The 24,029-nt window shown below is 50.9% G+C and carries 23 protein-coding genes and 1 pseudogene; 14 read left to right on the forward strand and 10 right to left on the reverse strand.

What is annotated here, in order from left to right:
- Positions 1–275 precede the first annotated feature (275 nt).
- Both sodA and kdgT read left to right on the forward strand, forming a co-directional pair.
- On the forward strand, positions 276–896 hold the full coding sequence (gene sodA / locus OGX67_RS00810) for a superoxide dismutase [Mn] (protein ID WP_003840480.1): 621 nt from the start codon (positions 276–278) through the stop codon (positions 894–896).
- A gap of 233 nt (positions 897–1,129) precedes the next feature.
- Positions 1,130–2,113: a 2-keto-3-deoxygluconate transporter gene (gene kdgT, locus OGX67_RS00815; RefSeq protein WP_003028743.1), complete on the forward strand. Its 984-nt coding sequence runs from the start codon at positions 1,130–1,132 to the stop codon at positions 2,111–2,113.
- A 41-nt stretch (positions 2,114–2,154) separates the two neighbouring features.
- Here kdgT and OGX67_RS00820 read toward each other — a convergent pair whose 3' ends face one another.
- Entirely contained in the window at positions 2,155–3,051 is an 897-nt protein-coding gene (locus tag OGX67_RS00820) for a dihydrodipicolinate synthase family protein (protein ID WP_048234205.1), read from the reverse strand.
- Positions 3,052–3,203: 152 nt separating this feature from the next.
- Between OGX67_RS00820 and yiiM the strand changes: the two genes are divergently transcribed.
- The 4 genes from yiiM to OGX67_RS00840 all read left to right on the forward strand — a co-directional run bounded on the left by yiiM (position 3,204) and on the right by OGX67_RS00840 (position 7,144).
- Positions 3,204–3,878, forward strand: coding sequence for a 6-hydroxyaminopurine reductase (gene yiiM / locus OGX67_RS00825; RefSeq protein WP_046671344.1), 675 nt, complete (start codon positions 3,204–3,206; stop codon positions 3,876–3,878).
- A 228-nt stretch (positions 3,879–4,106) separates the two neighbouring features.
- A complete protein-coding gene (locus OGX67_RS00830; protein WP_057063175.1) occupies positions 4,107–4,811 on the forward strand; it encodes a GntR family transcriptional regulator in 705 nt (234 codons plus the stop codon).
- A gap of 8 nt (positions 4,812–4,819) precedes the next feature.
- A complete protein-coding gene (locus OGX67_RS00835) occupies positions 4,820–5,776 on the forward strand; it encodes a sugar phosphate isomerase/epimerase family protein (RefSeq protein ID WP_048220098.1) in 957 nt (318 codons plus the stop codon).
- Positions 5,777–5,893: 117 nt separating this feature from the next.
- Positions 5,894–7,144 (forward strand): MFS transporter, encoded by a 1,251-nt coding sequence (locus OGX67_RS00840; protein WP_103856765.1) that lies wholly within the window; start codon positions 5,894–5,896, stop codon positions 7,142–7,144.
- A 43-nt stretch (positions 7,145–7,187) separates the two neighbouring features.
- On the opposite strand, the gene cpxA is transcribed toward OGX67_RS00840, so the two are convergent.
- Complete coding sequence (gene cpxA / locus OGX67_RS00845; RefSeq protein ID WP_003028758.1) at positions 7,188–8,561, reverse strand: envelope stress sensor histidine kinase CpxA; 1,374 nt, start codon at positions 8,559–8,561, stop codon at positions 7,188–7,190.
- Positions 8,558–9,256, reverse strand: a complete 699-nt coding sequence (cpxR, locus tag OGX67_RS00850) for an envelope stress response regulator transcription factor CpxR (RefSeq protein WP_003028763.1) — start codon at positions 9,254–9,256, stop codon at positions 8,558–8,560. The genes cpxA and cpxR overlap by 4 nt, the downstream gene beginning before the upstream one ends.
- A 150-nt stretch (positions 9,257–9,406) precedes the next feature.
- On the opposite strand from cpxR, the gene cpxP reads away from it, so the two are divergent.
- The gene (cpxP, locus tag OGX67_RS00855; protein WP_003028767.1) at positions 9,407–9,907 is read left to right on the forward strand and encodes a cell-envelope stress modulator CpxP; all 501 of its coding nucleotides are present in this window, start codon (positions 9,407–9,409) and stop codon (positions 9,905–9,907) included.
- Between the two features lie 206 nt (positions 9,908–10,113).
- Here cpxP and OGX67_RS00860 read toward each other — a convergent pair whose 3' ends face one another.
- Both OGX67_RS00860 and OGX67_RS26920 read right to left on the reverse strand, forming a co-directional pair.
- Positions 10,114–10,473, reverse strand: a complete 360-nt coding sequence (locus tag OGX67_RS00860) for a putative T6SS immunity periplasmic lipoprotein (protein WP_032950704.1) — start codon at positions 10,471–10,473, stop codon at positions 10,114–10,116.
- Positions 10,470–11,033: pseudogene (locus OGX67_RS26920) on the reverse strand (type IV secretion protein Rhs). Before OGX67_RS26920 ends, OGX67_RS00860 begins: the two are co-directional and overlap by 4 nt.
- Before the next feature lie 327 nt (positions 11,034–11,360).
- Between OGX67_RS26920 and fieF the strand changes: the two are divergent.
- From fieF to OGX67_RS00895, 6 genes are all read left to right on the forward strand, one after another.
- Positions 11,361–12,263, forward strand: coding sequence for a CDF family cation-efflux transporter FieF (gene fieF, locus OGX67_RS00870; protein WP_003028775.1), 903 nt, complete (start codon positions 11,361–11,363; stop codon positions 12,261–12,263).
- A 183-nt stretch (positions 12,264–12,446) separates the two neighbouring features.
- A complete protein-coding gene (gene pfkA / locus OGX67_RS00875; protein ID WP_003028778.1) occupies positions 12,447–13,409 on the forward strand; it encodes a 6-phosphofructokinase in 963 nt (320 codons plus the stop codon).
- 203 nt (positions 13,410–13,612) lie between these two features.
- Positions 13,613–14,602 (forward strand): sulfate/thiosulfate ABC transporter substrate-binding protein Sbp, encoded by a 990-nt coding sequence (gene sbp, locus OGX67_RS00880; protein WP_003028779.1) that lies wholly within the window; start codon positions 13,613–13,615, stop codon positions 14,600–14,602.
- Positions 14,603–14,706: 104 nt separating this feature from the next.
- Complete coding sequence (locus OGX67_RS00885; protein ID WP_003028780.1) at positions 14,707–15,456, forward strand: CDP-diacylglycerol diphosphatase; 750 nt, start codon at positions 14,707–14,709, stop codon at positions 15,454–15,456.
- A gap of 73 nt (positions 15,457–15,529) precedes the next feature.
- Positions 15,530–16,834: an SLC13 family permease gene (locus OGX67_RS00890; RefSeq protein ID WP_003847864.1), complete on the forward strand. Its 1,305-nt coding sequence runs from the start codon at positions 15,530–15,532 to the stop codon at positions 16,832–16,834.
- Between the two features lie 113 nt (positions 16,835–16,947).
- Positions 16,948–18,420, forward strand: a complete 1,473-nt coding sequence (locus tag OGX67_RS00895) for a DASS family sodium-coupled anion symporter (RefSeq protein WP_016151273.1) — start codon at positions 16,948–16,950, stop codon at positions 18,418–18,420.
- A 39-nt stretch (positions 18,421–18,459) separates the two neighbouring features.
- Here OGX67_RS00895 and tpiA read toward each other — a convergent pair whose 3' ends face one another.
- Positions 18,460–19,227 carry a triose-phosphate isomerase gene (gene tpiA, locus OGX67_RS00900; RefSeq protein ID WP_071696225.1) on the reverse strand — a complete coding sequence of 256 codons (768 nt, stop codon included), beginning with the start codon at positions 19,225–19,227 and terminating at the stop codon, positions 18,460–18,462.
- A gap of 111 nt (positions 19,228–19,338) precedes the next feature.
- Complete coding sequence (locus OGX67_RS00905) at positions 19,339–19,935, reverse strand: YiiQ family protein (protein WP_003028785.1); 597 nt, start codon at positions 19,933–19,935, stop codon at positions 19,339–19,341.
- Between the two features lie 100 nt (positions 19,936–20,035).
- Here OGX67_RS00905 and OGX67_RS00910 point away from each other — a divergent pair, with 100 nt between their 5' ends.
- Positions 20,036–20,464, forward strand: coding sequence for a DUF805 domain-containing protein (locus OGX67_RS00910; protein ID WP_048220107.1), 429 nt, complete (start codon positions 20,036–20,038; stop codon positions 20,462–20,464).
- A gap of 63 nt (positions 20,465–20,527) precedes the next feature.
- On the opposite strand, the gene fpr is transcribed toward OGX67_RS00910, so the two are convergent.
- The 3 genes from fpr to glpK form a co-directional block, all read right to left on the reverse strand.
- Positions 20,528–21,274, reverse strand: coding sequence for a ferredoxin--NADP(+) reductase (gene fpr / locus OGX67_RS00915; protein WP_003840504.1), 747 nt, complete (start codon positions 21,272–21,274; stop codon positions 20,528–20,530).
- A 95-nt stretch (positions 21,275–21,369) separates the two neighbouring features.
- The gene (glpX, locus tag OGX67_RS00920) at positions 21,370–22,380 is read right to left on the reverse strand and encodes a class II fructose-bisphosphatase (protein ID WP_003840506.1); all 1,011 of its coding nucleotides are present in this window, start codon (positions 22,378–22,380) and stop codon (positions 21,370–21,372) included.
- 135 nt (positions 22,381–22,515) lie between these two features.
- Positions 22,516–24,024: a glycerol kinase GlpK gene (gene glpK / locus OGX67_RS00925; protein WP_003028792.1), complete on the reverse strand. Its 1,509-nt coding sequence runs from the start codon at positions 24,022–24,024 to the stop codon at positions 22,516–22,518.
- Positions 24,025–24,029 lie beyond the last annotated feature (5 nt).

Raw genomic sequence — 24,029 nt, forward strand, 5'->3', positions numbered from 1 at the left:
TATTTTTTATCGTCGGTAATGACCCCTCCGACCAAACGAGTTTAAAAATTACGCAGGGTGTTAACCTTTTAACGATTGCCGCCATTTTGCGCATGTTGGCAATCATCACGTTAACTGGGTGATTTGGTTCACATCTTTAGCAATCAACATGCGCTATTAAAACCTTGTAAAAAGTACGGCATTGATAATCATTTTCAATATCATTTAATTAACTATAATGACCCAACTGCTTACGCGGCGTTAACACTGGCCGCCCGACAACACTGGAGATGATTATGAGTTATACACTGCCATCCCTGCCGTACGCTTATGATGCCCTTGAACCGCACTTCGATAAGCAGACGATGGAAATCCACCATACCAAACACCACCAGGCTTACGTAAACAACGCGAACGCTGCGCTGGAAAGCCTGCCAGAATTCGCCAGCCTGTCCGCTGAAGAGCTGATCACCAAACTGGATCAACTGCCAGCAGACAAGAAAACCGTACTGCGTAACAACGCGGGCGGTCACGCTAACCACAGCCTGTTCTGGAAAGGCCTGAAAACCGGTACTACGCTGCAGGGTGACCTGAAAGCGGCTATCGAACGTGACTTCGGCTCCGTTGACAACTTCAAAGCTGAATTTGAAAAAGCAGCGGCAACCCGCTTTGGCTCCGGCTGGGCGTGGCTGGTGCTGAAAGGTGACAAACTGGCTGTTGTTTCCACCGCCAACCAGGATTCCCCGCTGATGGGTGAAGCTATCTCTGGCGCTTCCGGTTTCCCAATCGTGGGCCTGGATGTTTGGGAACACGCTTACTACCTGAAATTCCAGAACCGTCGCCCGGACTACATCAAAGAGTTCTGGAATGTCGTGAACTGGGACGAAGCTGCCGCGCGTTTCGCAGCAAAAAAATAAGTTCTATGCTTTAACGAAGCCCTGCAAGCGATGCTTGTGGGGTTTTTTTGTGATCAAACTCAATACAAAAACAATGATCCACTTAAATTGAAACAAGGTTTTATTATGCGAGTGGGATCACTTTTATAGTCTCTATGAATGTCTATCTTCTTTTCATCAAGACGGGCGCATCTCAAAGCAAGATGCAATCGCCCATAAAAATTGCCCCATTTTTATGTCTACAGGTGATGGAAATGCAGATCAAACGTACGATAGAGAAAATCCCAGGCGGTATGATGCTGGTGCCGCTTTTCCTGGGCGCGTTGTGTCACACCTTTTCCCCCGGTGCCGGGAAATACTTCGGCTCCTTTACCAACGGTATGATCACCGGTACGGTACCTATCCTGGCGGTCTGGTTCTTTTGCATGGGGGCGTCGATCAAGCTAAGCGCCACCGGCACCGTGCTGCGTAAATCAGGTACGTTAGTCATAACCAAGATTCTGGTGGCGTGGGTGGTTGCAGCGATTGCCTCACGCATTCTGCCGGAACATGGCGTAGAGGTCGGATTCTTCGCTGGGTTGTCTACGCTGGCGCTGGTGGCCGCCATGGATATGACCAACGGCGGGTTGTATGCCTCGATTATGCAGCAGTACGGCACCAAAGAAGAGGCTGGGGCGTTTGTCCTTATGTCGCTGGAGTCTGGCCCGCTGATGACCATGGTGATTCTGGGAACTGCAGGGATCGCGTCGTTTGAACCGCACGTATTTGTTGGCGCAGTATTGCCGTTCCTGATTGGCTTTGCGCTGGGGAATCTGGACCCTGAACTGCGGGAGTTCTTCAGCAAAGCGGTGCAGACACTGATCCCGTTCTTTGCCTTCGCATTAGGTAACACTATTGATTTGAGCGTGATTGCTCAGACCGGCGTGCTGGGTATTTTGCTGGGCGTGGCAGTGATTATCATCACTGGTATTCCATTGATTATCGCCGATAAACTGATTGGTGGTGGCGATGGTACGGCGGGGATTGCGGCTTCCAGTTCTGCGGGGGCGGCGGTTGCTACGCCTGTGCTGATTGCTGAAATGGTTCCGGCATTTAAACCGATGGCACCGGCAGCAACTTCCCTGGTCGCCACGTCGGTGATTGTGACCTCCATTCTGGTGCCGATTATCACGTCTATCTGGTCGAAAAGGGCCAAAGCAAGGGCGGCAGAAATTGATCTTCGTGGCACCGTGAAGTAAGTCTCTTAAGCCGGATGGTCTGCACCATCCGGCTTAATTATTTACCCTTTGACGACAAACACCTCATCGATTGTTCTACACTCACTCTCGTTCAACTCTCCACCGGCATTACGTGACACGCCGGAGCAATAGCCAAACTTACGCGATACCACGGTTTTGATGGTGGTGACAAAATCTTCGCCGATGGCATAGATGGACATATAGGTGCCAATCTGGTCCTGAATATCGCGAAGCGCTGCCAGGTCGCCCTGTTTAAACGCTTCCCGCGCGCTGACAAACAGTTCCGGCATGACGTTGTTCAACCCTGAAATAATCCCTGCGCCACCTGCCAACAGGTTGGGAATATAGTATTCGTCGTAGCCGGACAGCACGGCAAAATCCTCCCGCACGGCGCGGGTGGTCTGAATCATACTGCGAGTATGAGACTGGCAGTCGACGGTGTCTTTGATACCAGCGAAATTCGGGAACTCAGCGGCGAGGGAGGCAACCAGCTCGGGGGTTAAATCGCAGCCGGTGCGTGCCGGGAAGTTATAGGCAAACCATTTGCCGCTGAGTTTCTGCCCCAGCTGACGGAAGTAGCTCAGCAGCTGTTTCGCCGTTTGTCCGTAGTAGTAGGGCGGCAGGATCATCACGGCATCGTAACCTGAGCGATACGCTTCCTGCGCCATCAACAATACATCATTCTGGCAGGTGGATGAGACGTTGGCGACCATCTTCAGCGAGCTCATGGCGCGGGCCTCGCGGATCAGCAACAGCCTTTCTTCGAGCGTAAAGGAAGCAAATTCTCCGATGCTGCCCATCAGCAAAATCACGTCGATTTTGGCCTCGGTAAGGCGTTTGAGATGCTGGCTTAGACCGTTGAGATCGATCTTACCGTCATTGTCCATTGGCGTAATGGAAGGACACCAGACGCCAGCAAATTGCGATTGACCAGTCACGTTGTCGACTCCTTATTTGAAATGATGTTTCAAAACCAGCTTACATTGATAGCATGTGTCCCTAAGTTTCATGTGAACCGTGCTCTCATTTTGAGCGACTGGGGTAAAATAAATGTGGTGTAATGGGGGAAATTTATCGGGAGAGGGAACAGATGCGATATCCGGTCGATGTTTTTACGGGCAAAGTTCGGGACTACACGGGAAGCCGTCCAAGCGCGATTGCTAAAGTCCAGATTGACGGTGAGCTGATGCTGACCGAACTGGGGCTGACGGGAGATGAACAGGCGGAAGCGAAAATTCATGGCGGGCCGGATCGCGCGCTGTGTCACTATCCGCGTGAACACTATCAGCACTGGAGACAAGCGTTTCCGGAGCAGGCGGAGCTATTTGTCGCGCCCGCGTTTGGTGAGAACCTCTCTACTGAGGGGCTGACTGAAGAGAATGTGTATATTGGTGACATTTTCCAGTGGGGAGAGGCGTTGATTCAGGTCACACAGCCGCGCTCGCCGTGCTTTAAGTTGAATTTCCATTTTGGCATCAGTGATATGGCCTGCCAGATGCAGGATGCAGGTAAGACGGGCTGGCTGTGCAGCGTCATCGCGGCAGGGCTGGTATCTGCAGATGCGCCGTTGATCCTGGCGTCACGCGTGAGCGACGTCAGCGTGCGGGAGGCAATTGCTATCGCCTGGCATATGCCGTTTGATGATTCGCAATATCACCGTTTACTGTCGGCTGCCGGGTTATCAAAAAGTTGGACCAGAACGATGCAAAAGCGTCGTTTAAGCGGCAAGATCGAAGACAATTCCCGCCGTTTGTGGGGGAAATAGCCCACCTCAGTCTCTGCAATTAAATCAGGTGGCGACACCTGATTTACCTCTCCCCCGCGGTTCATCTCCCTGCATACAAAACCGGGCAAAAACCTGCCGGTCACGGTTTGCTTCAAAGCCATTCTTGATACCTGGTCCACAAAAAGAAACTCTGCGTTGAAAAAAAACTTGAGTATTTCCTGCACTCAAATATCTTAGCTTCAAATTGGTTTAAACCAGATAAGCGAAATGAAAAAGAAAAACAATGTTGATGTGCTCAGAGAGCGCTTTGAAAGCTGGTTAAACGAGAAGAATTTACCAGCGGGGTCCAAATTGCCTTCGGAGAGGGAGTTATGTGAGCTTCTGGATGCAAAGCGTATGACCTTACGTCAGGTTTTGATTGAGCTCGAGATCGATGCGCGTATTTTTCGCAAGAACCGCAGTGGTTGGTTTATTTCGTCGAAGCGATTTATTTATAACCCTAAATCACTTTCCAGCTTCAATGCTGAAGCCTGTGCTCAGGGACGTGAACCTTTTTGGGATTATTTAACCAAAGAAACCATTGAAACAGCCCCGCATCATGTTGATGATGTTTTTCTCTCCTCCGGCGATCGCTATTTAGTTACTGGCTGGTGCGGTCTTGATTCACATAAAGTGTTTTACCATGAATCCTATATTGATGCCGATGTTGCGCCAGGATTCATTAATAAATTGGGCAATCAGTCTTTTGCCAGCGTCTGGGAAGATGCATTTGGCCATGTTTTAAATATCAAAGAAATGATTTTTAAACCGGTCAATATGCCAGAAGTGGCCTGCAAAGAGCTGGGAGTTGCGCCTAATACGTATGGAATTTTAGTAGAAAAACATCGGGCTACCCAAGATAAAAAAGTGGTTCAGGTTGATTTCGAATACTGGCGACTTGAATCAGTGGAACTTGTTATTCGTGATGAATGAGAAAAATAATGGGAAAATATAACAAAGAACTTCTTGCCGAACGCGCGAGAAATATACCGCTGTACCTACATGCTTATGCTTTTCATCTGAATATGCGCTACGAGAGAGTCCTGCCGGGGGATCTTCTGGATATTGCGTATCAGCAAAAATTGAAGGGTGTAAAAATACATGTTGAGGATGGTGAGTCCCAATCACTGCAGAAACTAAACGATCAGCAGCTACACGATTTTAAAGAGAAGGCCAAAAAATATAATCTGGATGTGCATATCGAAACGAGCGCATCGGATAAGGCGACATTGACGGATGCAATCCGTATTGCTGTTGCTACTGGTGCAACTTCAGTGCGTTTCTACCCGCGTTATGAAGGACATCTGAACGATGTTATGGCGAAGATTGCCAATGATATTGCGTGGCTGTCTCAGTATGACGATTGCGGACTAAGCTTTACTATCGAACAGCATGAAGATCTGCAAGGCCATGAGCTGGTGACGCTGGTTAACAATAGCGGGATGAAAAATCTCTCTATTCTGTTTGATTTTGGCAACATGATTAATGCTAATGAACAGCCGCTTTCTGCGTTAGAGGTTATGTCTCCATTAATCACTCAGGTACATATCAAAGACGCCAAAATTATTAAAGAAGGTAAAGGCTGGGGGCATGAGGCTTGTCGTTCAGGACACGGCGATTTACCCATGGAAGAGATGCTCAAGGTATTATTACTTTTAGGTGAAGATAAACCGCAAGTACATGCTTTTGGTCTGGAAGAAGAAGTTGAATATTATGCCCCTGCATTTCGCTTCGATGATGAGGGTGATAATCCATGGATCCCATGGCGCGACGCAAGTTATACGCCGCTGCCTGACAGTAATATGATTGATGCGCGACTGGCGCAGGAAAAAGAGCATGCTCTTGCGCAAATCAAATATATTCGCGATTTATGCGATAAATTTATAACTAATCAATAAATTTCTTTAAATATTATTGAATGTAAGCATGACTATGCAAATAGTCTATCTGTTTTATTGATTAAATATTTTAATTAAATATTTCTCTCAACAAGCAATGAGGGTTTAATTATGTTCATGAATAAATGGGCAAGGCTCTGCTTTTTAATTTTAGGCGGCGGCACGATATTCAAGCTTTCAAGTATGAAAGATGTTTTCTATGTGCCAATGCAGAATGACTGGGGTTTAACCAATACGCAAATTGGCTTGAGTTTTACGGTTTATACGATTGTTCAGACAACCGGGCTTTTTCTTTCTCTCTATATCGCAGATCGTTACTCCAAGAAAATATTATTACCGTTAGGTCTGATTGGTGTTGGGTTATGTGGCTTATATCTGGCAACGCTACCGTCATTTACCGGCTATCTCATTTGCTTTGCCGCGATGGCTTTCTTTGCCGATGTGGTTTATTGGCCGGTATTGCTGAAAGCCGTTCGTTTGCTGGGAACGAAAGAAGAACAAGGGCGCATGTTTGGCTTTTTGGAGGCTGGACGCGGTGTGGTAGACGTCATTGTCGCTTCTGGTGCCCTGTTTGTCTTCGTCCATTTTGGTGAGGGGAAAGCGGGTATGCAGGCGGGGCTGCTGTTTTATACGCTCATCACCATTGCGGCAGGTATTGTGACCTACTTTATTGTCGATAATGACGAAGTTAAAGGCGGCGAGAAAACCAGTGCCAACATGGAAGTGCTAAAGGGTATCAAACATGTTTTATCCTGCCCTAACGTTTGGCTGGCTTCTTTGGGTATTTTCTTCGTTTACGCCGCGTACTGTGGACTGACTTACTTTATTCCGTTCTTAAAAGATATCTATATGCTGCCGGTAGCACTCGTTGGTGCGTACGGCATCATCAACCAGTATGCGTTAAAAATGGTAGGTGGGCCGATTGGTGGAATGTTGGCAGATAAAGTTGCTAAATCACCGACAGTGTATCTGAAGTGGACGTTCCTGATCTCTGCTGTTGCGATGCTTGTGTTCATGCAGTTACCGCATCAAACAATGAACGTGTATATCGGCATGGCGGCGACATTAGGGTTCGGAGCTATTATCTTCTCACAGCGCGCCATTTTCTTCGCGCCGATGGATGAGATCGGTACCCCACGTGAGTATGCGGGCTCGGCAATGGCATTTGGTTGCATCATCGGTTATATGCCAGCGATGTTTGCGTACACCTTGTACGGCTATTTGCTGGATACCAATAGCGGCATCACTGGCTACAACTATGTCTTTAGCGTGATGATTGCGTTCAGCTTAATGGGCTTTATCTGCTCGACCATTCTGGTGAAGCGAATTAAAAAGCAAAAGCTAGCGGCTGCAGCTGCGGCGGCATAACGTGAATGCTTCCCCGGTAATCATGTCGTACCGGGGAAGCCTGTTAAGCGCGTTTATACAGCGGTAACCAAATTACCAGCCGTAAACCACCCAGCGGGCTGTCTTCGGCCTTCACCCAGCCACGATGCTGCTGGATTGCAGTTTCAACAATCGCCAGACCCAGACCTGTTCCGCCAGACTCGCGATCGCGCGCCTCATCGGTACGATAGAACGGACGGAAAATCTGTTCTCTGTCTTCAGGGCTTACACCTGGGCCATCGTCGTCCACGGTGATGGTAATCCCGTCGATATCCACAGCGAAGCCAACTTCAATCTTCGTATGTGAATAGCGCAGGGCATTGCGCACAATGTTTTCCAGCGCACTTTCCAACGCATTTGGGTTACCGTACAGCGGCCACGGGCCCGGCGGGAAATTCACCGTGAGCGATTTACCCATCTGCTCAGCTTCAAAGGCGGCGTTATCCAGCACTTCGCCCCACAGCTGATTAGCTTTCACCGTTTCACTAACCAGCGCGTTTTTCTGCTGATTACGTGACATCACCAGCAGGTCGTTGATCATGCTGTCTAGTCGGTGTGCTTCTGTTTCAATGCGCTCCAGCTCTTTGCTCTCACCGCTACGACGGCGCAGCAGAGCGGTGCCTAGTTGCAGACGCGTTAGCGGTGTTCTCAGCTCGTGAGAGATGTCCGACAGCAGACGTTGCTGCGTGGTCATCATCCGTTCCAGCGCCGTCACCATCTGGTTAAAGCTGGCACCTGCCGCCAGAAACTCCTGCGGACCGGCTTCCAGCTCCGGATGTTGACGCAGGTTGCCCTGGGCCACTTCATCCGCCGCGTTTTTCAACTTACGCGCTGGTTTCGCCAGACTCCAGGCAAGCCAGAGCAATAGCGGAGAGCTGACTAACATGGTGACGATCAGCAACAACAGCGGTCGGTCAAACAGCAGGTTGATAAAGTCAGATTGTGAGCTGCTGGCTGGTCGAATGAGATACAGCTGGTAGTTATCTTCACCGTCTCTGACGGAGAAAGGCCCGACCATCTCAACGCGACCGTATTTTTTCTTTTGCGGATGGTCGGCGTTATCGGCCTGACCAATAAAGTTACGAATGATCTGCATTTCATTGCGTTCTGCGCCGATCACGCGTCCTTCCGTCGTAACAAGTAATAACCGCTGTCCTGGCGGCGCCCACTTGTCTATCGCCCGAAACAAGCGACGCCACCACATCAAATCGTTGGGTGGATCGTTCGCCAGTTCAGCTTCAACGTGTTGCTCAATCATTAACCCCTGGCGCTGCTCGCTGTCCAGTAGCTCGGTCATCTGGCGTGAGTCGAGCTTGGGTAACATCAGTACCAACATCAACACCAGTGCCAGCGTCAACCAGAAGATGGCAAAGATGCGCGCGGTTAAGCTCCCTATCATGAAGCGGAAACCATCAGGTAGCCGCGACCACGCAGGGTTTTAAACCACGGGTGTCCGTCTTTACGCTCTGGCAGCTTACGACGCAGGTTCGAGATATGCATATCGATAGCGCGATCGAAAGGTGTCAGGCGTTTACCCAGCACTTCCTGGCTCAGGTGCTCACGCGAAACCACCTGACCGAGATGCTGTGCCAGCAAATAAAGCAGGGTGAATTCGGTGCCGGTTAACTCCAGGATTTGCCCGTCAAAGCTGGCTTCCTGGCGACCCGGATTAAGGCTTAACGCATCTACTTCCAGAGTCGGCGAGCCGTTATCGCTGTTCTGCTGCTGTTCGCTCCAGTGTGAGCGACGCAGAATAGCGCGGATGCGCGCGACCAGTTCACGGTCGTTAAACGGTTTGGGTAAATAGTCGTCCGCGCCCAGCTCAAGGCCAAGTACGCGATCCAATTCGCTGCCGCGAGCGGTCAGCATGATTACGGGTGTCTGGTGTGTCTGACGAAGTGCTTTCAGCGTATCAATGCCGTTTTTCTTCGGCATCATGACGTCGAGCAAAAGTAAATCGATGCTGTCATCCAGAAGCTCAAGCGCCTGTTCCCCATCATAGGCAACCAGCACATCGAAACCTTCCATTTCGAGCAACTCCTTTAACAGGGAAGTCAGCTCTCGGTCATCATCAACTAACAGGATTTTATTCATTGTTTACGTACCTCCGAGGCAGAAATTACGTCATCAGGCGTCGCTAATCTATGACTTTACGTTGTTTTACACCCCCTGACGCATGTTTGCAGCCCGAATCGTAAACTGTCTCTCGTTGAATCGCGACAGAAAAGATTTTGGGAGCAAGTGATGGGCAAAGTTAGCGCTGCCGTCATGGCCTCAACGCTGGCACTCAGTACATTTAGCCATGCAGCTGAAGTCGTCACAGGCGATCACTGGCACCTGGGTGAAGGCTCATCGCAACGCAGCGTTCAGAGCCACATGTTTGACGGTATCAGTTTAACCGAACATCAACGTCAACAGATGCGAGATTTAATGCAGCAGGCAAGACACGAACAGCCTCCTGTTAATGTTAGCGAAATGGAGACAATGCATCGCCTTGTCACCGCAGAGAAATTTGATGAAAGCGCAGTGCGCGCTCAGGCAGAAAGAATGGCGCAAGAACAGGTTGCCCGCCAGGTTGAAATAGCCAGGATCCGCAACCAGATGTATCGCCTGTTAACGCCCGAGCAGCAAGCGGTTTTAAATGAGAAACATGAACAACGAATGGAGCAACTGCGCGACGTAGCGCACTGGAAAAAAAGCTCATCGTTGAATTTATTGAGTAGTAGCAACTCACGTTCCCAGTAGTAACCCTGTTTTCCTTGCCATAGACACCATCCCTGTCTTCCCCCACATGATGTGGGGGTTTTTTTTGCCCAAATAAAATCGGATTACCAAAGATAAGCAGCTACTTACAGAAGATATTTGGAGCTTATAAACGCTTTTGTTATGCGTGATTGACCTCAATGTAACTGACTGCCTTTATGTAGAGCCGTGTAATCTGATAATAATGCTTAGCTTTTTCCTAAATCCAACACAGTACCATCATTGGTAATGATAAAGGTGTAGTAGTGGTTTTTTCCATTTAAGGTATAGCTTGCGCCATACACTAACCCTTTTTCTAAATTTACCGTAAAGCAGGTACTTGGGTAGGTGAGATACTTAAAATCGCCGACTAATAATTTTTTATATTCTCTACCATTAGTTGATAGAATATAGCGGGTTAATACATCATTTTTATCTATGGTAAAGCAAACGCGACTGCCATCTACGTAGATCGCCCGTCGTTCGCCGGACTCTGCACCCTCTCTACCTTTCCCTGGGCATCCGGCCAGAAATAAAAGTATAGGAAGAAAAAAGATCGACTTCTTCATATCGGAAAATCCCCTAATACCTTTTCATATTTCTGTATTAACTCCAGCTCAGGTTCTTCTGGGTCATAATCACGGTAAACATACAGATCGCTATGTCCATCAAACCCATAATGCTTTAACAACCAGTAATCGCTGACTAATGATGCTTGCTGCTCCAGCCCGTAATCAAGTAAGTTTTTTTCATTTAGGCTGTATGTATAATCAGCTGCCTATGAGAACGCTCCGCGTGTTCGTACCCACATTTCATATTGGTGCTGCCAAACATGCATCATTTCATGTAAAAAAAGATGCTGAGCATTTGGAGTTTGCTGTTTTGTTGGCATCGAGAAATCATCTTCGTATTTTATTTTTCTAAACCACATTTCGCCGTTGGGCGTCATCGCCTGGCCGGGGTTTTGACTATCAAAAGGAAGATAACTTTCCAGATGAACCCAAACTTGATGGTAAAGAATGCTGAAGCCAAAGAGCGAGTTTGCAAGATTTATCTCGCCAAGCCTTAACCTACGCAGCCCTCCTTCTTGGATCGGTTTCCAGTCAATAGAATTAGGGTAATACGTCATCTTAATCCCTCAAGATATGTTGATTGAGTGTTTATCGTACACCTAAAGTAAATCAGCATTGGAAGAGTTATAGAGAGGTCTTAAAAACTCAGAATAAAACGTATTCAGCTGACGTATGGTCATGCTGATCCGGCTGTAAGATAGGCCGTAATGTAGATTTTTTATTAGAATAAATTTTTAATTTAAGTGTTGCTATGTATTGCTACAACATTCCATCCCTGTCTTCCCTCACATGATGTGAGGGGGGGCCAAAATTTGTCACTCGGTTATTGCCTGACTGTTTTACTTCATCCGTTATACTAGCGGCATATTCTGGCTGGAGTGTTTATGAATCATACCTATGGGCGGCTGGTGAGCCGGGCGGCAATCGCGGCGACCGTGATGGCATCGCTGTTACTTTTGATCAAAATTTTCGCGTGGTGGTACACCGGATCGGTCAGTATTCTGGCTGCACTGGTGGATTCTCTGGTGGACATCGCGGCGTCGTTAACCAACCTGTTGGTGGTGCGCTATTCGCTGCAACCGGCCGATGATGAACATACGTTCGGACACGGAAAAGCGGAATCACTGGCGGCGCTGGCGCAAAGCATGTTTATTTCCGGTTCGGCGCTGTTTTTATTCCTGACCGGGATTCAGCATCTCATCCAACCGACGCCGATGAAAGATCCCGGCGTTGGGGTGGTTGTCACCATCATTGCGTTAGTGTGTACAATCATTCTGGTCTCGTTTCAGCGCTGGGTAGTGAAGCGTACGCAAAGTCAGGCCGTTCGGGCAGATATGCTTCATTATCAGTCTGATGTTATGATGAACGGTGCGATTCTCATTGCGCTCGGGCTGGCATGGTACGGCTGGCATCGTGCGGATGCCTTGTTTGCGCTCGGGATTGGCATCTATATTTTATATAGCGCATTACGCATGGGGTATGAGGCAGTGCAATCTTTGCTGGATCGCGCTTTACCCGATGAGGAACGTCAGGAAATTATTGATATCGTGACGTCATGGCCTGGGGTCAGCGGCGCTCACGATCTTCGCACGCGGCAGTCAGGGCCGACCCGCTTTATTCAGATTCATTTGGAAATGGAAGATAATCTGCCGCTCGTTCAGGCGCATTTAGTGGCTGAACAGGTTGAGCAGGCAATTTTACGGCGTTTCCCGGGATCGGATGTCATCATTCATCAGGATCCCTGTTCAGTCGTACCCAAGGAAGGCAAGGTGTTTGAGCTTTCATAATTCGTTGTAAAAAGTGAACCGGGCCAGCATTTTGTGTATAAATTACCACCATTTGGCCTGACCTGAATCAATTCAGCAGGAAGTGATTGTTATACTATCTGCATATTCGTTGGATCGTTTCGATATGCGGAATCGACTTCCGGCAGCAGATTTCATTTTGCATTCCAAAGTTCAGAGGTAGTCATGATTAAGAAAATCGGTGTGTTGACAAGCGGCGGTGATGCGCCGGGCATGAACGCAGCAATCCGTGGTGTTGTACGTGCAGCGTTGACGGAAGGGCTGGAAGTCATGGGGATCCATGATGGCTACCTGGGTTTGTATGAAGACCGTATGGTCCAGCTTGACCGCTACAGCGTATCCGACATGATCAACCGTGGCGGTACTTTCCTCGGTTCAGCTCGCTTCCCGGAATTCCGCGACGAAAACGTGCGTGCGGTGGCTATCGAAAACCTGAAAAAGCGTGGCATTGATGCGCTGGTTGTTATCGGCGGTGACGGTTCTTACATGGGGGCTAAACGCCTGACTGAAATGGGCTTCCCGTGCATCGGTCTGCCGGGCACTATCGACAACGATATCAAGGGCACCGACTACACCATCGGTTACTTCACCGCTCTGGGTACTGTAGTAGAAGCGATTGACCGTCTGCGTGATACCTCTTCTTCTCACCAGCGTATTTCCATCGTTGAAGTGATGGGCCGCTACTGTGGCGATCTGACCCTGGCGGCTGCAATTGCCGGTGGTTGTGAGTTCGTAGTGGTTCCTGAAGTGGAATTCAGTCGCGACGATTTGGTTGCTGAAATCAAAGCGGGCATCGCGAAAGGTAAAAAACACGCAATTGTAGCGATCACTGAACACATGTGTGACGTTGACGAACTGGCGCATTACATCGAGAAGGAAACGGGCCGCGAAACGCGTTCGACCGTGCTGGGTCACATTCAGCGTGGTGGTTCCCCGGTTCCTTACGATCGTATCCTGGCATCCCGTATGGGCGCATATGCTATTGAACTGCTGCTGGCAGGTCATGGCGGTCGCTGTGTCGGTATTCAGAACGAGCAACTGGTTCACCACGATATCATCGATGCTATCGAGAACATGAAGCGTCCGTTCAAAGGTGACTGGCTGGACTGCGCGAAAAAACTGTACTGATTGTTTTTTGTTGCCCGGTGGCGCTTCGCTTACCGGGCCTACAGAGTGTACTCTTGTAGGCCGGATAAGGCGTAAGTCGTCATCCGGCACAACCTTCCTCATTTATTCCCCGAAGTTATAGCAAATCTTTTTTTATTCTTTAATGTTTGGATGCCTTTCTGGCACGCTTTGCTCATCACAACATCACATAAGAGAGCTGGGCGATGAACAAATGGGGCGTAGGGTTAACATTATTGCTGGCATCGACCAGCGTTCTGGCAAAGGATATTCAGTTACTTAACGTATCGTACGATCCAACACGTGAACTGTACGAGCAGTACAATAAAGCCTTCAGCGCGCACTGGAAGCAGGAGACGGGCGATAACGTCGTGATCCGTCAGTCACACGGCGGCTCTGGTAAACAGGCGACCTCTGTCATCAACGGTATTGAAGCCGATGTCGTGACGTTGGCACTGGCATACGACGTGGATGCCATCGCTGAACGTGGTCGAATTGATAAAAACTGGATTAAGCGCTTGCCGGATAACTCTGCGCCTTACACCTCCACCATCGTGTTCCTGGTCCGCAAAGGCAACCCCAAACAAATTCATGACTGGAACGATTTGATCAAACCGGGCGTGTCAGTGATTACACCAAACCCGAAAAGCTCAGGCGGTGCACGCTGGAACTATCTGGCGGCATGGGGCTATGCCCTGCACCACAACAACAACGATCAGGCCAAAGCGCAGGACTTCGTCAAGGCTCTGTTTAAAAACGTTGAAGTGCTGGATTCCGGTGCGCGTGGTTCAACCAATACCTTCGTTGAACGTGGTATCGGTGATGTGCTGATCGCCTGGGAAAACGAAGCGCTGCTGGCAACGAACGAGCTGGGTAAAGACAAATTCGAGATAGTGACGCCGAGTGAATCTATTCTCGCGGAGCCGACCGTTTCCGTGGTCGATAAAGTGGTGGAAAAGAAAGACACCAAAGCGGTGGCGGAAGCTTACCTGAAGTATCTCTACTCTCCGGAAGGCCAGGAAATTGCAGCGAAAAACTACTATCGTCCACGTGATACAGACGTTGCGAAGAAATACGAAAATGCATTTCCGAAGCTGAAGCTGTTCACCATCGATGAAGAGTTTGGCGGCTGGACGAAAGCGCAGAAAGAGCACTTCTCTAATGGCGGTACGTTCGACCAGATCAGCAAACGCTAAATAAGTCTGTGATTTACCGACCCGGTGGCCTAACGCGACCGGGTTTTTTATTTGTCATGGTTTTGCGTTACTCTTGCCCTTCAATGTGATGCAGGAAACGCGTAATGAAAAAAGCAGGCTATCTTTTACTGGCGGTGATTGTGGTTGCCGCCGCTGCAGGCATCGGGTACTGGAAATTCACCGGCAACCCGGACGCATTACGCCAGATCGTCCTTCAACAATGCTTGCCGCACCAGTTGCAGCAGCAGGATCCTGCACCATGCGCAGAAGTGAAGCCAGATGCCGGATATGTGGTGTTCAAAGACCGTAACGGCCCTTTGCAATATTTGTTGATGCCCACTTATCGCATTAACGGTACGGAAAGCCCACTGCTGTTAAAATCAGGCACGCCGAACTTTTTCTGGCTGGCCTGGCAGGCGCGTAGCTTTATGAGCCAAAAATACGGCCAGGAAATCCCTGACAAAGCAGTCTCTCTGAGCATTAACTCACGTAGCGGGCGTACTCAAAATCACCTGCATATTCATATCTCCTGCCTGCGAACCGATGTCAGAAAACAGCTGGATGACAACCTGGCGAAAATCAGCACCCGCTGGCTACCTCTACCAGGTGGGCTGCGCGGTCATGAATATCTGGCGCGTCGCGTCACGGAAAATGAACTGGCACAACGCAGCCCGTTTATGATGCTGGCAGAAGAGGTGCCGGATGCACGTGAGCATATGGGCAGCTATGCGTTGGCGATGGTGCGTCAGAGCGATGAATCCTTTGTTCTGCTGGCTACTCAGCGCAATCTGCTGGCGCTGAATCTCGCCTCTGCTGAGGAAATTCAGGATCATCAATGTGATATTCTGCGTTAACCCCACCTAATCTGGCGTTTACTCCGCATGCCTGTCCCCGTATTCTTGTTGAAAAAAACAACAGGAGACAGGCATGTCGCTCTGGCTTACACACCCTCTGTTTATCCCCTCTATGGTGGTTGGCATCACCATTCTGCTCTGGGCTACGTCGCTGCTGCCGGAGTTTATAACGGCGCTGCTGTTCTTTGCCGTGGCAATGGTCGCCAAAATCGCGCCACCGGATGTGATCTTTGGCGGCTTTGCGTCCTCCGCATTCTGGTTGGTGTTTAGCGGCTTTGTGCTGGGTATCGCGATTCGTAAAACGGGGCTGGCGGACAGGGCGGCGAGGGCGCTGTCATCACGGTTGACCGACTCCTGGCCGTTAATGGTGGCGAGCGTGGTGCTGTTGAGTTACGCGCTGGCGTTTGTAATGCCATCCAACATGGGCCGCATTGCGCTGCTGATGCCGATTGTCGCAGCGATGGCGAAACGGGCTGGAATTAACGATGGTACGCGCGCCTGGTATGGTCTGGCACTGGCCGTTGGGTTTGGGACATTCCAGCTTTCTGCGACGATTTTACCCGCAAATGTACCGAATCTGGTGATGAGCGGCGCTGCGGAAGGCTCTTACGGCATCCACCTCAATTATCTTCCCTATTTGCTGCTTCATACGCCGGTTCTGGGTTGGCTTAAAGGCGCGGTTCTCATCGTGCTTATCTGCTGGCTGTTCCCTGGCAAGCCCCATGCGCCGCGCGATCTCACGCCGTCGGAACCGATGAGCGGAGATGAAAAACGTCTGGCCTGGATGTTAGCGGTGGTGTTGCTTCTTTGGGTAAGCGAAAGCTGGCACGGCATTGGCCCCGCGTGGACTGGGCTGGCGGCGGCAGTTATCACATTGCTCCCACGGGTTGGCTTTATCAATGGCGACGAGTTTTCCACTGGGGTCAACATTCGTACCTGTATTTATGTGGCGGGTATTCTGGGGCTGGCGATCACCGTCACGCAAACAGGTATTGGTAGCGCCGTTGGTGAAGCGCTGTTACAGGTGATGCCGCTGGATGCGGAAAAGCCGTTTACCAGTTTCCTCGCGCTGACCGGTATTACCACGGCGCTTAATTTTATTATGACGGCGAACGGTGTTCCGGCGCTGTATACCACGTTGGCGCAAAGCTTTGCCGATGCGACGGGATTCCCGCTGCTGTCGGTGATTATGATCCAGGTGCTGGGTTATTCCACACCACTGTTGCCGTATCAGGCTTCACCGATCGTGGTGGCGATGGCGCTCGGGAAAGTACCTGCAAGGGCAGGGATGCTGCTGTGTATCGCACTGGCGGCGGCAACGTATTTGATTCTTCTGCCGCTGGATTACGCCTGGTTTACGGTGTTGGGAAAACTGTAGCTGTATCAAAATGTTAATTTTATGTTTTGTGAGTGAGTGAATTGTATTATGCGCGGCAATATCGGTTAATGCCTGAGCGCAGATTTGCGCACTGGAAACTCAAGGATTGATTCATGGACAGTTTGACCCCCATCCGCCGCTGGCCTGCCATCATCTCGCTTGTGATTACGCTGACCATCTGGTTTGTTATCCCGTGTCCTCCTGACGTAACCCCGCAAGCATGGCACCTGCTGGCACTGTTTATTGGTACGATCGCCGCGATTATCGGTAAAGCTATGCCCATTGGTGCAATTGCGATTGTGGCGATTATGCTGGTGGCGATGACAGGCGTTACTAACCCAGGCAAACCCTCGGCGGCATTGAACGATGCATTGAGTGGTTTTTCTAACCAGCTAATCTGGCTGATTGGTTTATCCATTATGCTGTCGCAAAGTCTGTTAAAGACCGGCCTGGGCGCGCGTATTGGCTACGGGTTTATTGCGCTATTTGGTAAAAGAACGCTGGGTATTGCGTGGGCATTAACCCTTGCGGAAACGCTAATTGCACCCGTAACGCCAAGCAATACCGCGCGTGGTGGTGGCATTATCCACCCGGTAATGCGGGCGATTGCGGAGAGCCTCGGCTCGCAGCCAGGCCATGCCGAGAATGGCTCCACGGGCCGTTATCTCGCGCTGGTGAACTACAACATTAACCCGATCAGCTCGGCTATGTTCATCACCGCGACTGCACCTAATCCGTTAATCGTCAGTTTTTTGACAAAGGGGACGGATGGCGTGCTGAACATGACCTGGGGAATGTGGGCTATTGCGGCGCTTCTTCCCGCACTGGTATCACTGGTTGTCATGCCGATTGTAATCTGGTGGCTCTATCCGCCAGCTATCACGCGCACGCCAAATGCACCGCAGTTTGCGCGGCAAAAACTGGATGCGCTGGGTCCACTTTCTTTGGCAGAGAAAATCACCCTGGGGGTGTTCATTTTGCTGCTCTGTCTATGGGCGGGTGTTCCAGCAATGCTGATGGGCAGTGCCTGGAGCGTAAACCCCACTAGCGCCGCGTTAATTGGATTGTCGATCCTATTGATGGCGGGTGTATTGAGCTGGGATGACATTCTTAAATGCCGCGGGGCATGGGATACGATAGTCTGGTTTGCCGCGCTGGTGATGATGGCGGATTTTCTCAGCAAACTGGGATTGGTAGGATGGCTGGCAACCAGCGTGGGTAGCGCAATCGACCATCTTGGCGTGCACTGGAGTGTTGCGACGCTGTTGTTGATCCTGCTTTACGTCTACTCGCACTACTTTTTCGCCAGCACAACTGCGCATATTACGGCTATGTTCGCTGCGTTCTTTGCCGCAGGCTTAGGCCTCGGCGCGCCGCCAGCGCTGCTTGGTTTAATGCTCGGTTTCTCCTCCTCCTTGATGATGTCGCTCACGCACTATGGCACGGGTACTGCGCCTATTATCTTTGGTTCGGGCTATGTCACGTTGGCGGAGTGGTGGAAAACGGGGCTGGTGATGAGTGTGGTCAACCTGACCATTTGGGGTGTGACCGGCGCCTTCTGGTGGCACTGGTTGGGATACTGGTAGTTAATACAGCGGGAGGAGGGTTCCTCCCGCCTTAACAACTTAAGCCTGTTTAGCGGCTTCTGCTGCTTTAACGATGACTGCGAAGGCGTCTGCTTTCAGAGAAGCACCACCAACCAGCGCACCGTCGATGTCCGGCTGAGCGAACAGTTCTGCCGCGTTAGTTGCGTTTACAGAACCGCCGTACTGGATGATAACTTGCTCAGCGATTTTCGCGTCAGCTTTAGCAATGTGGTCACGAATAAATTTGTGAACAGCCTGAGCCTGAGCAGGAGTTGCAGATTTGCCGGTACCGATAGCCCATACTGGTTCGTAAGCGATAACGACGCCTTCGAATGCTGCCGCGCCCTGAGTTTTCAGAACCGCGTCGATCTGACGTGCACAAACTTCTTCAGTTTTGCCCGCTTCGTTTTCTGCTTCGGTTTCACCGATGCACAGAACTGGAGTCAGACCCTGCTCTTTCAGCACGGCGAATTTTTTAGCGATCAGCTCGTCAGATTCTTTGTGGTAAGTACGACGCTCAGAGTGACCGATAATGATGTACTGCGCGCCGATGTCTTTCAGCATTTCAGCACTTGTTTCACCAGTGAATGCGCCAGACAGGTTCAGGTCAACGTTCTGCGCGCCCAGAATGATGTGGCTACCGGCAGCGGCGTGTTTCGCCAGGTCGATATACATTTCCGGTGGAGCAATCGCTACTGCACAGCCAGCAACGCCAGCCAGTTCTTTACGCAGATTAGCAACCAGTTCGTTTACCATGTGGCGGCTGCCGTTCAGTTTCCAGTTACCCATCACTAAAGGATGTCGCATTTCATTTCTCCACGCTTGTCAGCGAATTAAGGAATATGGCCGCCCGTGAGGGCAGCATGGTCTGTGAAACAGTATAGAGATTCATCCCCTGAAAGGCTTTGCTTTTTGTCATCAATTCGCCTTCTCAAGACTTTCTGATAGTACCAGCTTAATCGGTTCAACAGCGAAGGTCAGTCCTTTTTCACCGTTGTCAGCAACAACATAGCGAATTGCGCCTTCTGTTTCAGCGTAATAGCGTTTACCTTTGCCTGCGGCGAGCAGTTTTTGCAGCTTTTTCTGGCTCTGTTCCTTCGTCAGTAGCGGTGCGACGGTGCGGATGACGGCGGTCATGTATTCCAGCGCTTTCGCTTTGGCTGCCTTTTGTTCTGGCCCCTGAATGGGTAACCAGGTTATCTGCATGCTTTTGATTTTAAGGGTGCCGCGTTCAAGAGCGGAAGACGCATACAGGTTTTCATTGATTTTACTGGCTGCGCGGGTGAGATTTGCTCGATCGCGACTGCTGTCGATGGCACGGAACTCATTCAGAATAAGCTTCGGATTCTGCGTATTAAAGTTTTCACGAAACTGGCTAATCGACAGGTCAAAGGTCGGCGCGCCCGCCAGTAAATAGGGGGCCGTGGTTGCCGTCGACGGCTCTTCCGCCAGTACCGCAGTGCTCGCGGTTAAGGCTGAAAACAATAATAAAAACAGTGTAAATCCTTGCTTCATCAATCGTACCTTTCATTCTCATTGCTCACGATTAAAACGGTAACCGTCGAGCTTGTCAAAAGGGTAAACTGTTCTGGAAGGTAATAATAAAGGAACTTACATGACCATACAGCAGTGGTTATTCTCATTTAAAGGGCGCATCGGGCGCCGTGATTTCTGGATTTGGATTGGCCTCTGGATCGTCAGCATGCTGGTTCTGTTTTCGCTGGCGAGCAAACAATTACTCGATATTCAGACCGCGGCTTTTTGTCTGGTGTGTCTGCTATGGCCAACGGCGGCAGTGACGGTAAAACGTCTGCATGACCGGGGGCGCTCCGGAGCGTGGGCGCTGTTGATGATCCTGGCGTGGATGCTGCTGGCCGGAAATTGGGCAATTTTACCCGGCGTCTGGCAATGGGCGATAGGCCGCTTTGTTCCAACGTTGATTCTGGTTGGTATGCTTATCGATCTGGGGGCGTTCATTGGCACCCAGGACGCGAATAAATATGGTAAGGATACGCAGGACGTAAAGTACAGAGCTGACTCGTAGGCCGGATAAGCGTAAGCGCCATCCGGCAAAATGCCCGGGTGTTTACCGGGCATTGAAACGTTCTTACCAGTAGTGCTCTGCGGTCATATGGCCCGGTCGACGGCGCAGATGTTTGGTCATTTGCCGGGTCTCTTTCAGCAACTGCTGCGTGTCGCGTACCATTTGCGGGTTTCCGCACAGCATCACATGGCTGGTTTCTTTATCCATTGGCAACCCGACTGCTTTTTCTAGCTCACCGCTTTCAATCAACGCCGGTACACGTCCGGTCAGCGAATCTGCGGCTGTTTCACGGCTGACAACCGTCTGGATGCGTAATTTACCTTCGTAGCGTTTTTCCAACGCCTGCATCAACGGTAGATAGCTCAAATCGGCGGCATAGCGCGCGGCGTGGACCAGCACCAGATTTTTAAAGCGATCCAGGTCCTTGCCTAACTGCAGAATAGACAAATATGGGCCGATAGCCGTGCCGGTCGCCAGCATCCATAGCGTTTCGCAATCGGGGACTTCATCCAGCACGAAGAAACCAGCAGCTTCACTCACCACCTGGACTTCATCACCAGGCTTCAGTGCTGCCAGACGAGGGCTGAGTTTGCCGTCGGGAACTGTCACCAGATAAAACTCTAAATCGGGGTTATCAGGGGCATTTACGTAAGAATAGGCGCGCTGGACGCGTTCGCCGTCGATCTCAAGGCCAAGCTTAGTGAACTGACCTGCAGTGAAAGGAAGAACCGGAGCTCGCACGGTCAAACTAAACAGGGCATCGGTCCAGTTTTGCACCTTTGTGACTTTGCCTGTTACCCAATCTGCCATGGTTTTCTCCTGTCTGCTTTGATTGCCTTATCTTCGTTCGTTGGACGAAAGATTTCCAGCCCATATGGGCTGGAAGGCTCTATTGATCAAATCAATTACAGGATGTGCGCCTGCACATCGGGATCTTTACGATCGAGGTAGTGAATCGACTGAATGCGACGGATCGTACGTGATTTGCCGCGGATCAGCAGCGTTTCGGTGGTCGCGATATTACCTTTACGGCTAATCCCTTCCAGCAAATCGCCTTTGGTGATGCCGGTGGCGGAGAAAATGACGTTGTCGCTACGCGCCATTTCATCGAGGCGCAGCGCTTTGCCCGCTTCAATGCCCATGGCGGCGCAACGAGCCAGTTCTTGTTCGCCAATGCGACGGTTCTCTTCGCTGTCGCCTTTGACGTCATGACGCGCCAGCAAACGGCCCTGCATGTCGCCGTCCAGTGCGCGGATCACAGCTGCGGAAACCACACCTTCAGGTGCGCCGCCAATGCCGTACAGCACGTCAACTTCACTGTCTGGCATGCAGGTCAGAATGGAGGCCGCAACGTCGCCGTCTGGGATAGCGAAGACGCGCACGCCCAGTTTTTGCATTTCGGCGATCGTTTCATCATGGCGTGGTTTGGCCAGAATGGTTACGGTCAGCTCACTCAGCGGTTTATTGAGTGCAGCGGCAACGTTATGCAGGTTGGCTTCCAGCGACAGGTTCAGGTCGATAGACCCTTTTGCGCCTGGGCCGACAATCAGCTTTTCCATGTACATATCTGGCGCATTCAGGAAGCAGCCTTTATCGCCCACAGCCAGTACGGCCAGCGCGTTTGCCTGACCCATTGCCGTCATGCGTGTTCCTTCGATAGGATCGACGGCGATGTCGACCGCATCACCAAGACCGGTCCCGACTTTTTCACCGATAAACAGCATCGGCGCTTCATCAATCTCACCCTCGCCAATCACGATGGTGCCGTCGATGTTGACCTGGTTGAGCATAATACGCATGGCGTTCACCGCCGCGCCGTCAGCGGTATTTTTATCGCCGCGGCCCAGCCATTTATAGCCAGCCAGCGCGGCCGCTTCGGTCACGCGTGAAAATTCAATGGCAAGTTCTCGTCTCATTGCAAACTCGTAGCTGAAAGGAATGGCGCGAAGTGTAGCACAGGGGAGGGGGCGAGATTATTGATGTGTGTGCGGGGTTGCCCCCGCACGAAGATTTTGCCGGATAAGCCAAAGTAGACATCCGGCAATGACGTATTACTCGTCGTGATCTTCCCATGCCATGGCGCGTTTGACCGCTTTTTTCCAGCCGCTGTAACGGAAGTTACGCTCGGTGGTTTCGATGCCTGGACGGAATTCACGCTCGATGACCGCTTTCTCCTGCAACTCATCCAGATTCTGCCAGAATCCTACTGCCAGGCCAGCCAGGTACGCTGCACCTAATGCGGTGACTTCGCGAACTTCCGGACGCTCTACGCGGGTGCCCAGAATGTCAGACTGGAACTGCATCAGGAAGTTGTTGGCGACCGCACCGCCGTCAACGCGCAGGGCGTGCAGACGAATACCGGAGTCAGCCTGCATCGCTTCCAGAACATCACGCGTCTGATAAGCGATAGACTCAAGCGTTGCGCGGATGATGTGGTTGGAGTTTACGCCACGGGTCAGGCCGAAGATGGCGCCACGTGCATACGGGTCCCAGTACGGTGCACCCAGGCCAGTAAATGCCGGAACGACGTACACGCCGTTGGTGTCTTTCACTTTGGTGGCGAAATACTCAGAGTCGAATGCATCGCTGATGAGTTTCATTTCATCGCGCAGCCACTGAATGGATGCGCCAGCCATAAATACCGCACCTTCCAGCGCGTAGTTCACTTCCCCGGTCGGTCCGCAGGCGATGGTGGTCAGCAGTCCGTTTTCGGACTTAACGGCTTTCTCACCGGTATTCATCAGCATGAAGCAGCCGGTACCGTAAGTGTTTTTCGCCATCCCTTCCTTTACGCACAGCTGGCCAAACAGAGCTGCCTGCTGGTCACCGGCGATACCGGAGATAGGAATACGAATGCCGCCTTTACCACCAATGTTGGTCTGACCGTACACTTCAGAAGAGCGACGCACTTCTGGCAGCATGGCGCGCGGAATATCCAGCGCATCCAGCATCGTGTCATCCCAGTCCAGGGAGTGGATGTTGAACAGCATGGTACGTGAAGCGTTGGTGTAATCCGTGACGTGTACGCGTCCCTGCGTCATTTTCCAGATAAGCCAGGTGTCCACGGTACCAAACAGCAGTTCGCCGCGACGAGCGCGTTCACGCGAGCCTTCAACGTGGTCGAGGATCCATTTCACCTTGGTGCCAGAGAAGTACGGGTCAATGACCAGGCCGGTGTTGTTACGGATGTATTCTTCCATGCCATCGCGCTTGAGCTTTTCGCAGATATCTGCGGTACGACGACACTGCCACACAATGGCGTTGTAGATTGGTTTACCGGTCTCACGCTCCCAGACGATGGTGGTTTCACGCTGGTTGGTAATACCGATCGCTGCAATTTCATCGGAACTGATATCGGCTTTCGCCAGAACTTCAACCAGCGTAGAGCTTTGGGTTGCCCAAATTTCCATTGGGTCGTGTTCTACCCAACCTGCTTTCGGGTAGATTTGCTCGAATTCGCGCTGTGAAACGGCAACGATATTCGCATCGTGGTCCATTACGACCGCGCGGGAGCTGGTGGTGCCCTGGTCGAGCGCAACGATATATTTTTTTTCAGTCATAATTT

Source organism: Citrobacter sp. Cf118, assembly GCF_030334095.1.
Lineage (GTDB): Bacteria > Pseudomonadota > Gammaproteobacteria > Enterobacterales > Enterobacteriaceae > Citrobacter > Citrobacter freundii.

What these genes read in the sequence shown, in the direction of transcription:
- cpxA (WP_003028758.1), bottom strand. Translation starts at nt 8,561, where the DNA reads ATGATAGGGAGCTTAACCGCGCGCATCTTTGCCATCTTCTGGTTGACG.
- OGX67_RS00905 (WP_003028785.1), bottom strand. Translation starts at nt 19,935, where the DNA reads ATGAAGCAAGGATTTACACTGTTTTTATTATTGTTTTCAGCCTTAACC.
- cpxP (WP_003028767.1), top strand. Translation starts at nt 9,407, where the DNA reads ATGGGCAAAGTTAGCGCTGCCGTCATGGCCTCAACGCTGGCACTCAGT.
- yiiM (WP_046671344.1), top strand. Translation starts at nt 3,204, where the DNA reads ATGCGATATCCGGTCGATGTTTTTACGGGCAAAGTTCGGGACTACACG.
- OGX67_RS00890 (WP_003847864.1), top strand. Translation starts at nt 15,530, where the DNA reads ATGTCGCTCTGGCTTACACACCCTCTGTTTATCCCCTCTATGGTGGTT.
- fpr (WP_003840504.1), bottom strand. Translation starts at nt 21,274, where the DNA reads ATGGCAGATTGGGTAACAGGCAAAGTCACAAAGGTGCAAAACTGGACC.
- glpK (WP_003028792.1), bottom strand. Translation starts at nt 24,024, where the DNA reads ATGACTGAAAAAAAATATATCGTTGCGCTCGACCAGGGCACCACCAGC.
- OGX67_RS00830 (WP_057063175.1), top strand. Translation starts at nt 4,107, where the DNA reads ATGAAAAAGAAAAACAATGTTGATGTGCTCAGAGAGCGCTTTGAAAGC.
- OGX67_RS00885 (WP_003028780.1), top strand. Translation starts at nt 14,707, where the DNA reads ATGAAAAAAGCAGGCTATCTTTTACTGGCGGTGATTGTGGTTGCCGCC.
- OGX67_RS00910 (WP_048220107.1), top strand. Translation starts at nt 20,036, where the DNA reads ATGACCATACAGCAGTGGTTATTCTCATTTAAAGGGCGCATCGGGCGC.
- sbp (WP_003028779.1), top strand. Translation starts at nt 13,613, where the DNA reads ATGAACAAATGGGGCGTAGGGTTAACATTATTGCTGGCATCGACCAGC.
- cpxR (WP_003028763.1), bottom strand. Translation starts at nt 9,256, where the DNA reads ATGAATAAAATCCTGTTAGTTGATGATGACCGAGAGCTGACTTCCCTG.
- fieF (WP_003028775.1), top strand. Translation starts at nt 11,361, where the DNA reads ATGAATCATACCTATGGGCGGCTGGTGAGCCGGGCGGCAATCGCGGCG.
- OGX67_RS00840 (WP_103856765.1), top strand. Translation starts at nt 5,894, where the DNA reads ATGAATAAATGGGCAAGGCTCTGCTTTTTAATTTTAGGCGGCGGCACG.
- tpiA (WP_071696225.1), bottom strand. Translation starts at nt 19,227, where the DNA reads ATGCGACATCCTTTAGTGATGGGTAACTGGAAACTGAACGGCAGCCGC.
- pfkA (WP_003028778.1), top strand. Translation starts at nt 12,447, where the DNA reads ATGATTAAGAAAATCGGTGTGTTGACAAGCGGCGGTGATGCGCCGGGC.
- OGX67_RS00835 (WP_048220098.1), top strand. Translation starts at nt 4,820, where the DNA reads ATGGGAAAATATAACAAAGAACTTCTTGCCGAACGCGCGAGAAATATA.
- sodA (WP_003840480.1), top strand. Translation starts at nt 276, where the DNA reads ATGAGTTATACACTGCCATCCCTGCCGTACGCTTATGATGCCCTTGAA.
- OGX67_RS00895 (WP_016151273.1), top strand. Translation starts at nt 16,948, where the DNA reads ATGGACAGTTTGACCCCCATCCGCCGCTGGCCTGCCATCATCTCGCTT.
- kdgT (WP_003028743.1), top strand. Translation starts at nt 1,130, where the DNA reads ATGCAGATCAAACGTACGATAGAGAAAATCCCAGGCGGTATGATGCTG.
- glpX (WP_003840506.1), bottom strand. Translation starts at nt 22,380, where the DNA reads ATGAGACGAGAACTTGCCATTGAATTTTCACGCGTGACCGAAGCGGCC.
- OGX67_RS00860 (WP_032950704.1), bottom strand. Translation starts at nt 10,473, where the DNA reads ATGAAGAAGTCGATCTTTTTTCTTCCTATACTTTTATTTCTGGCCGGA.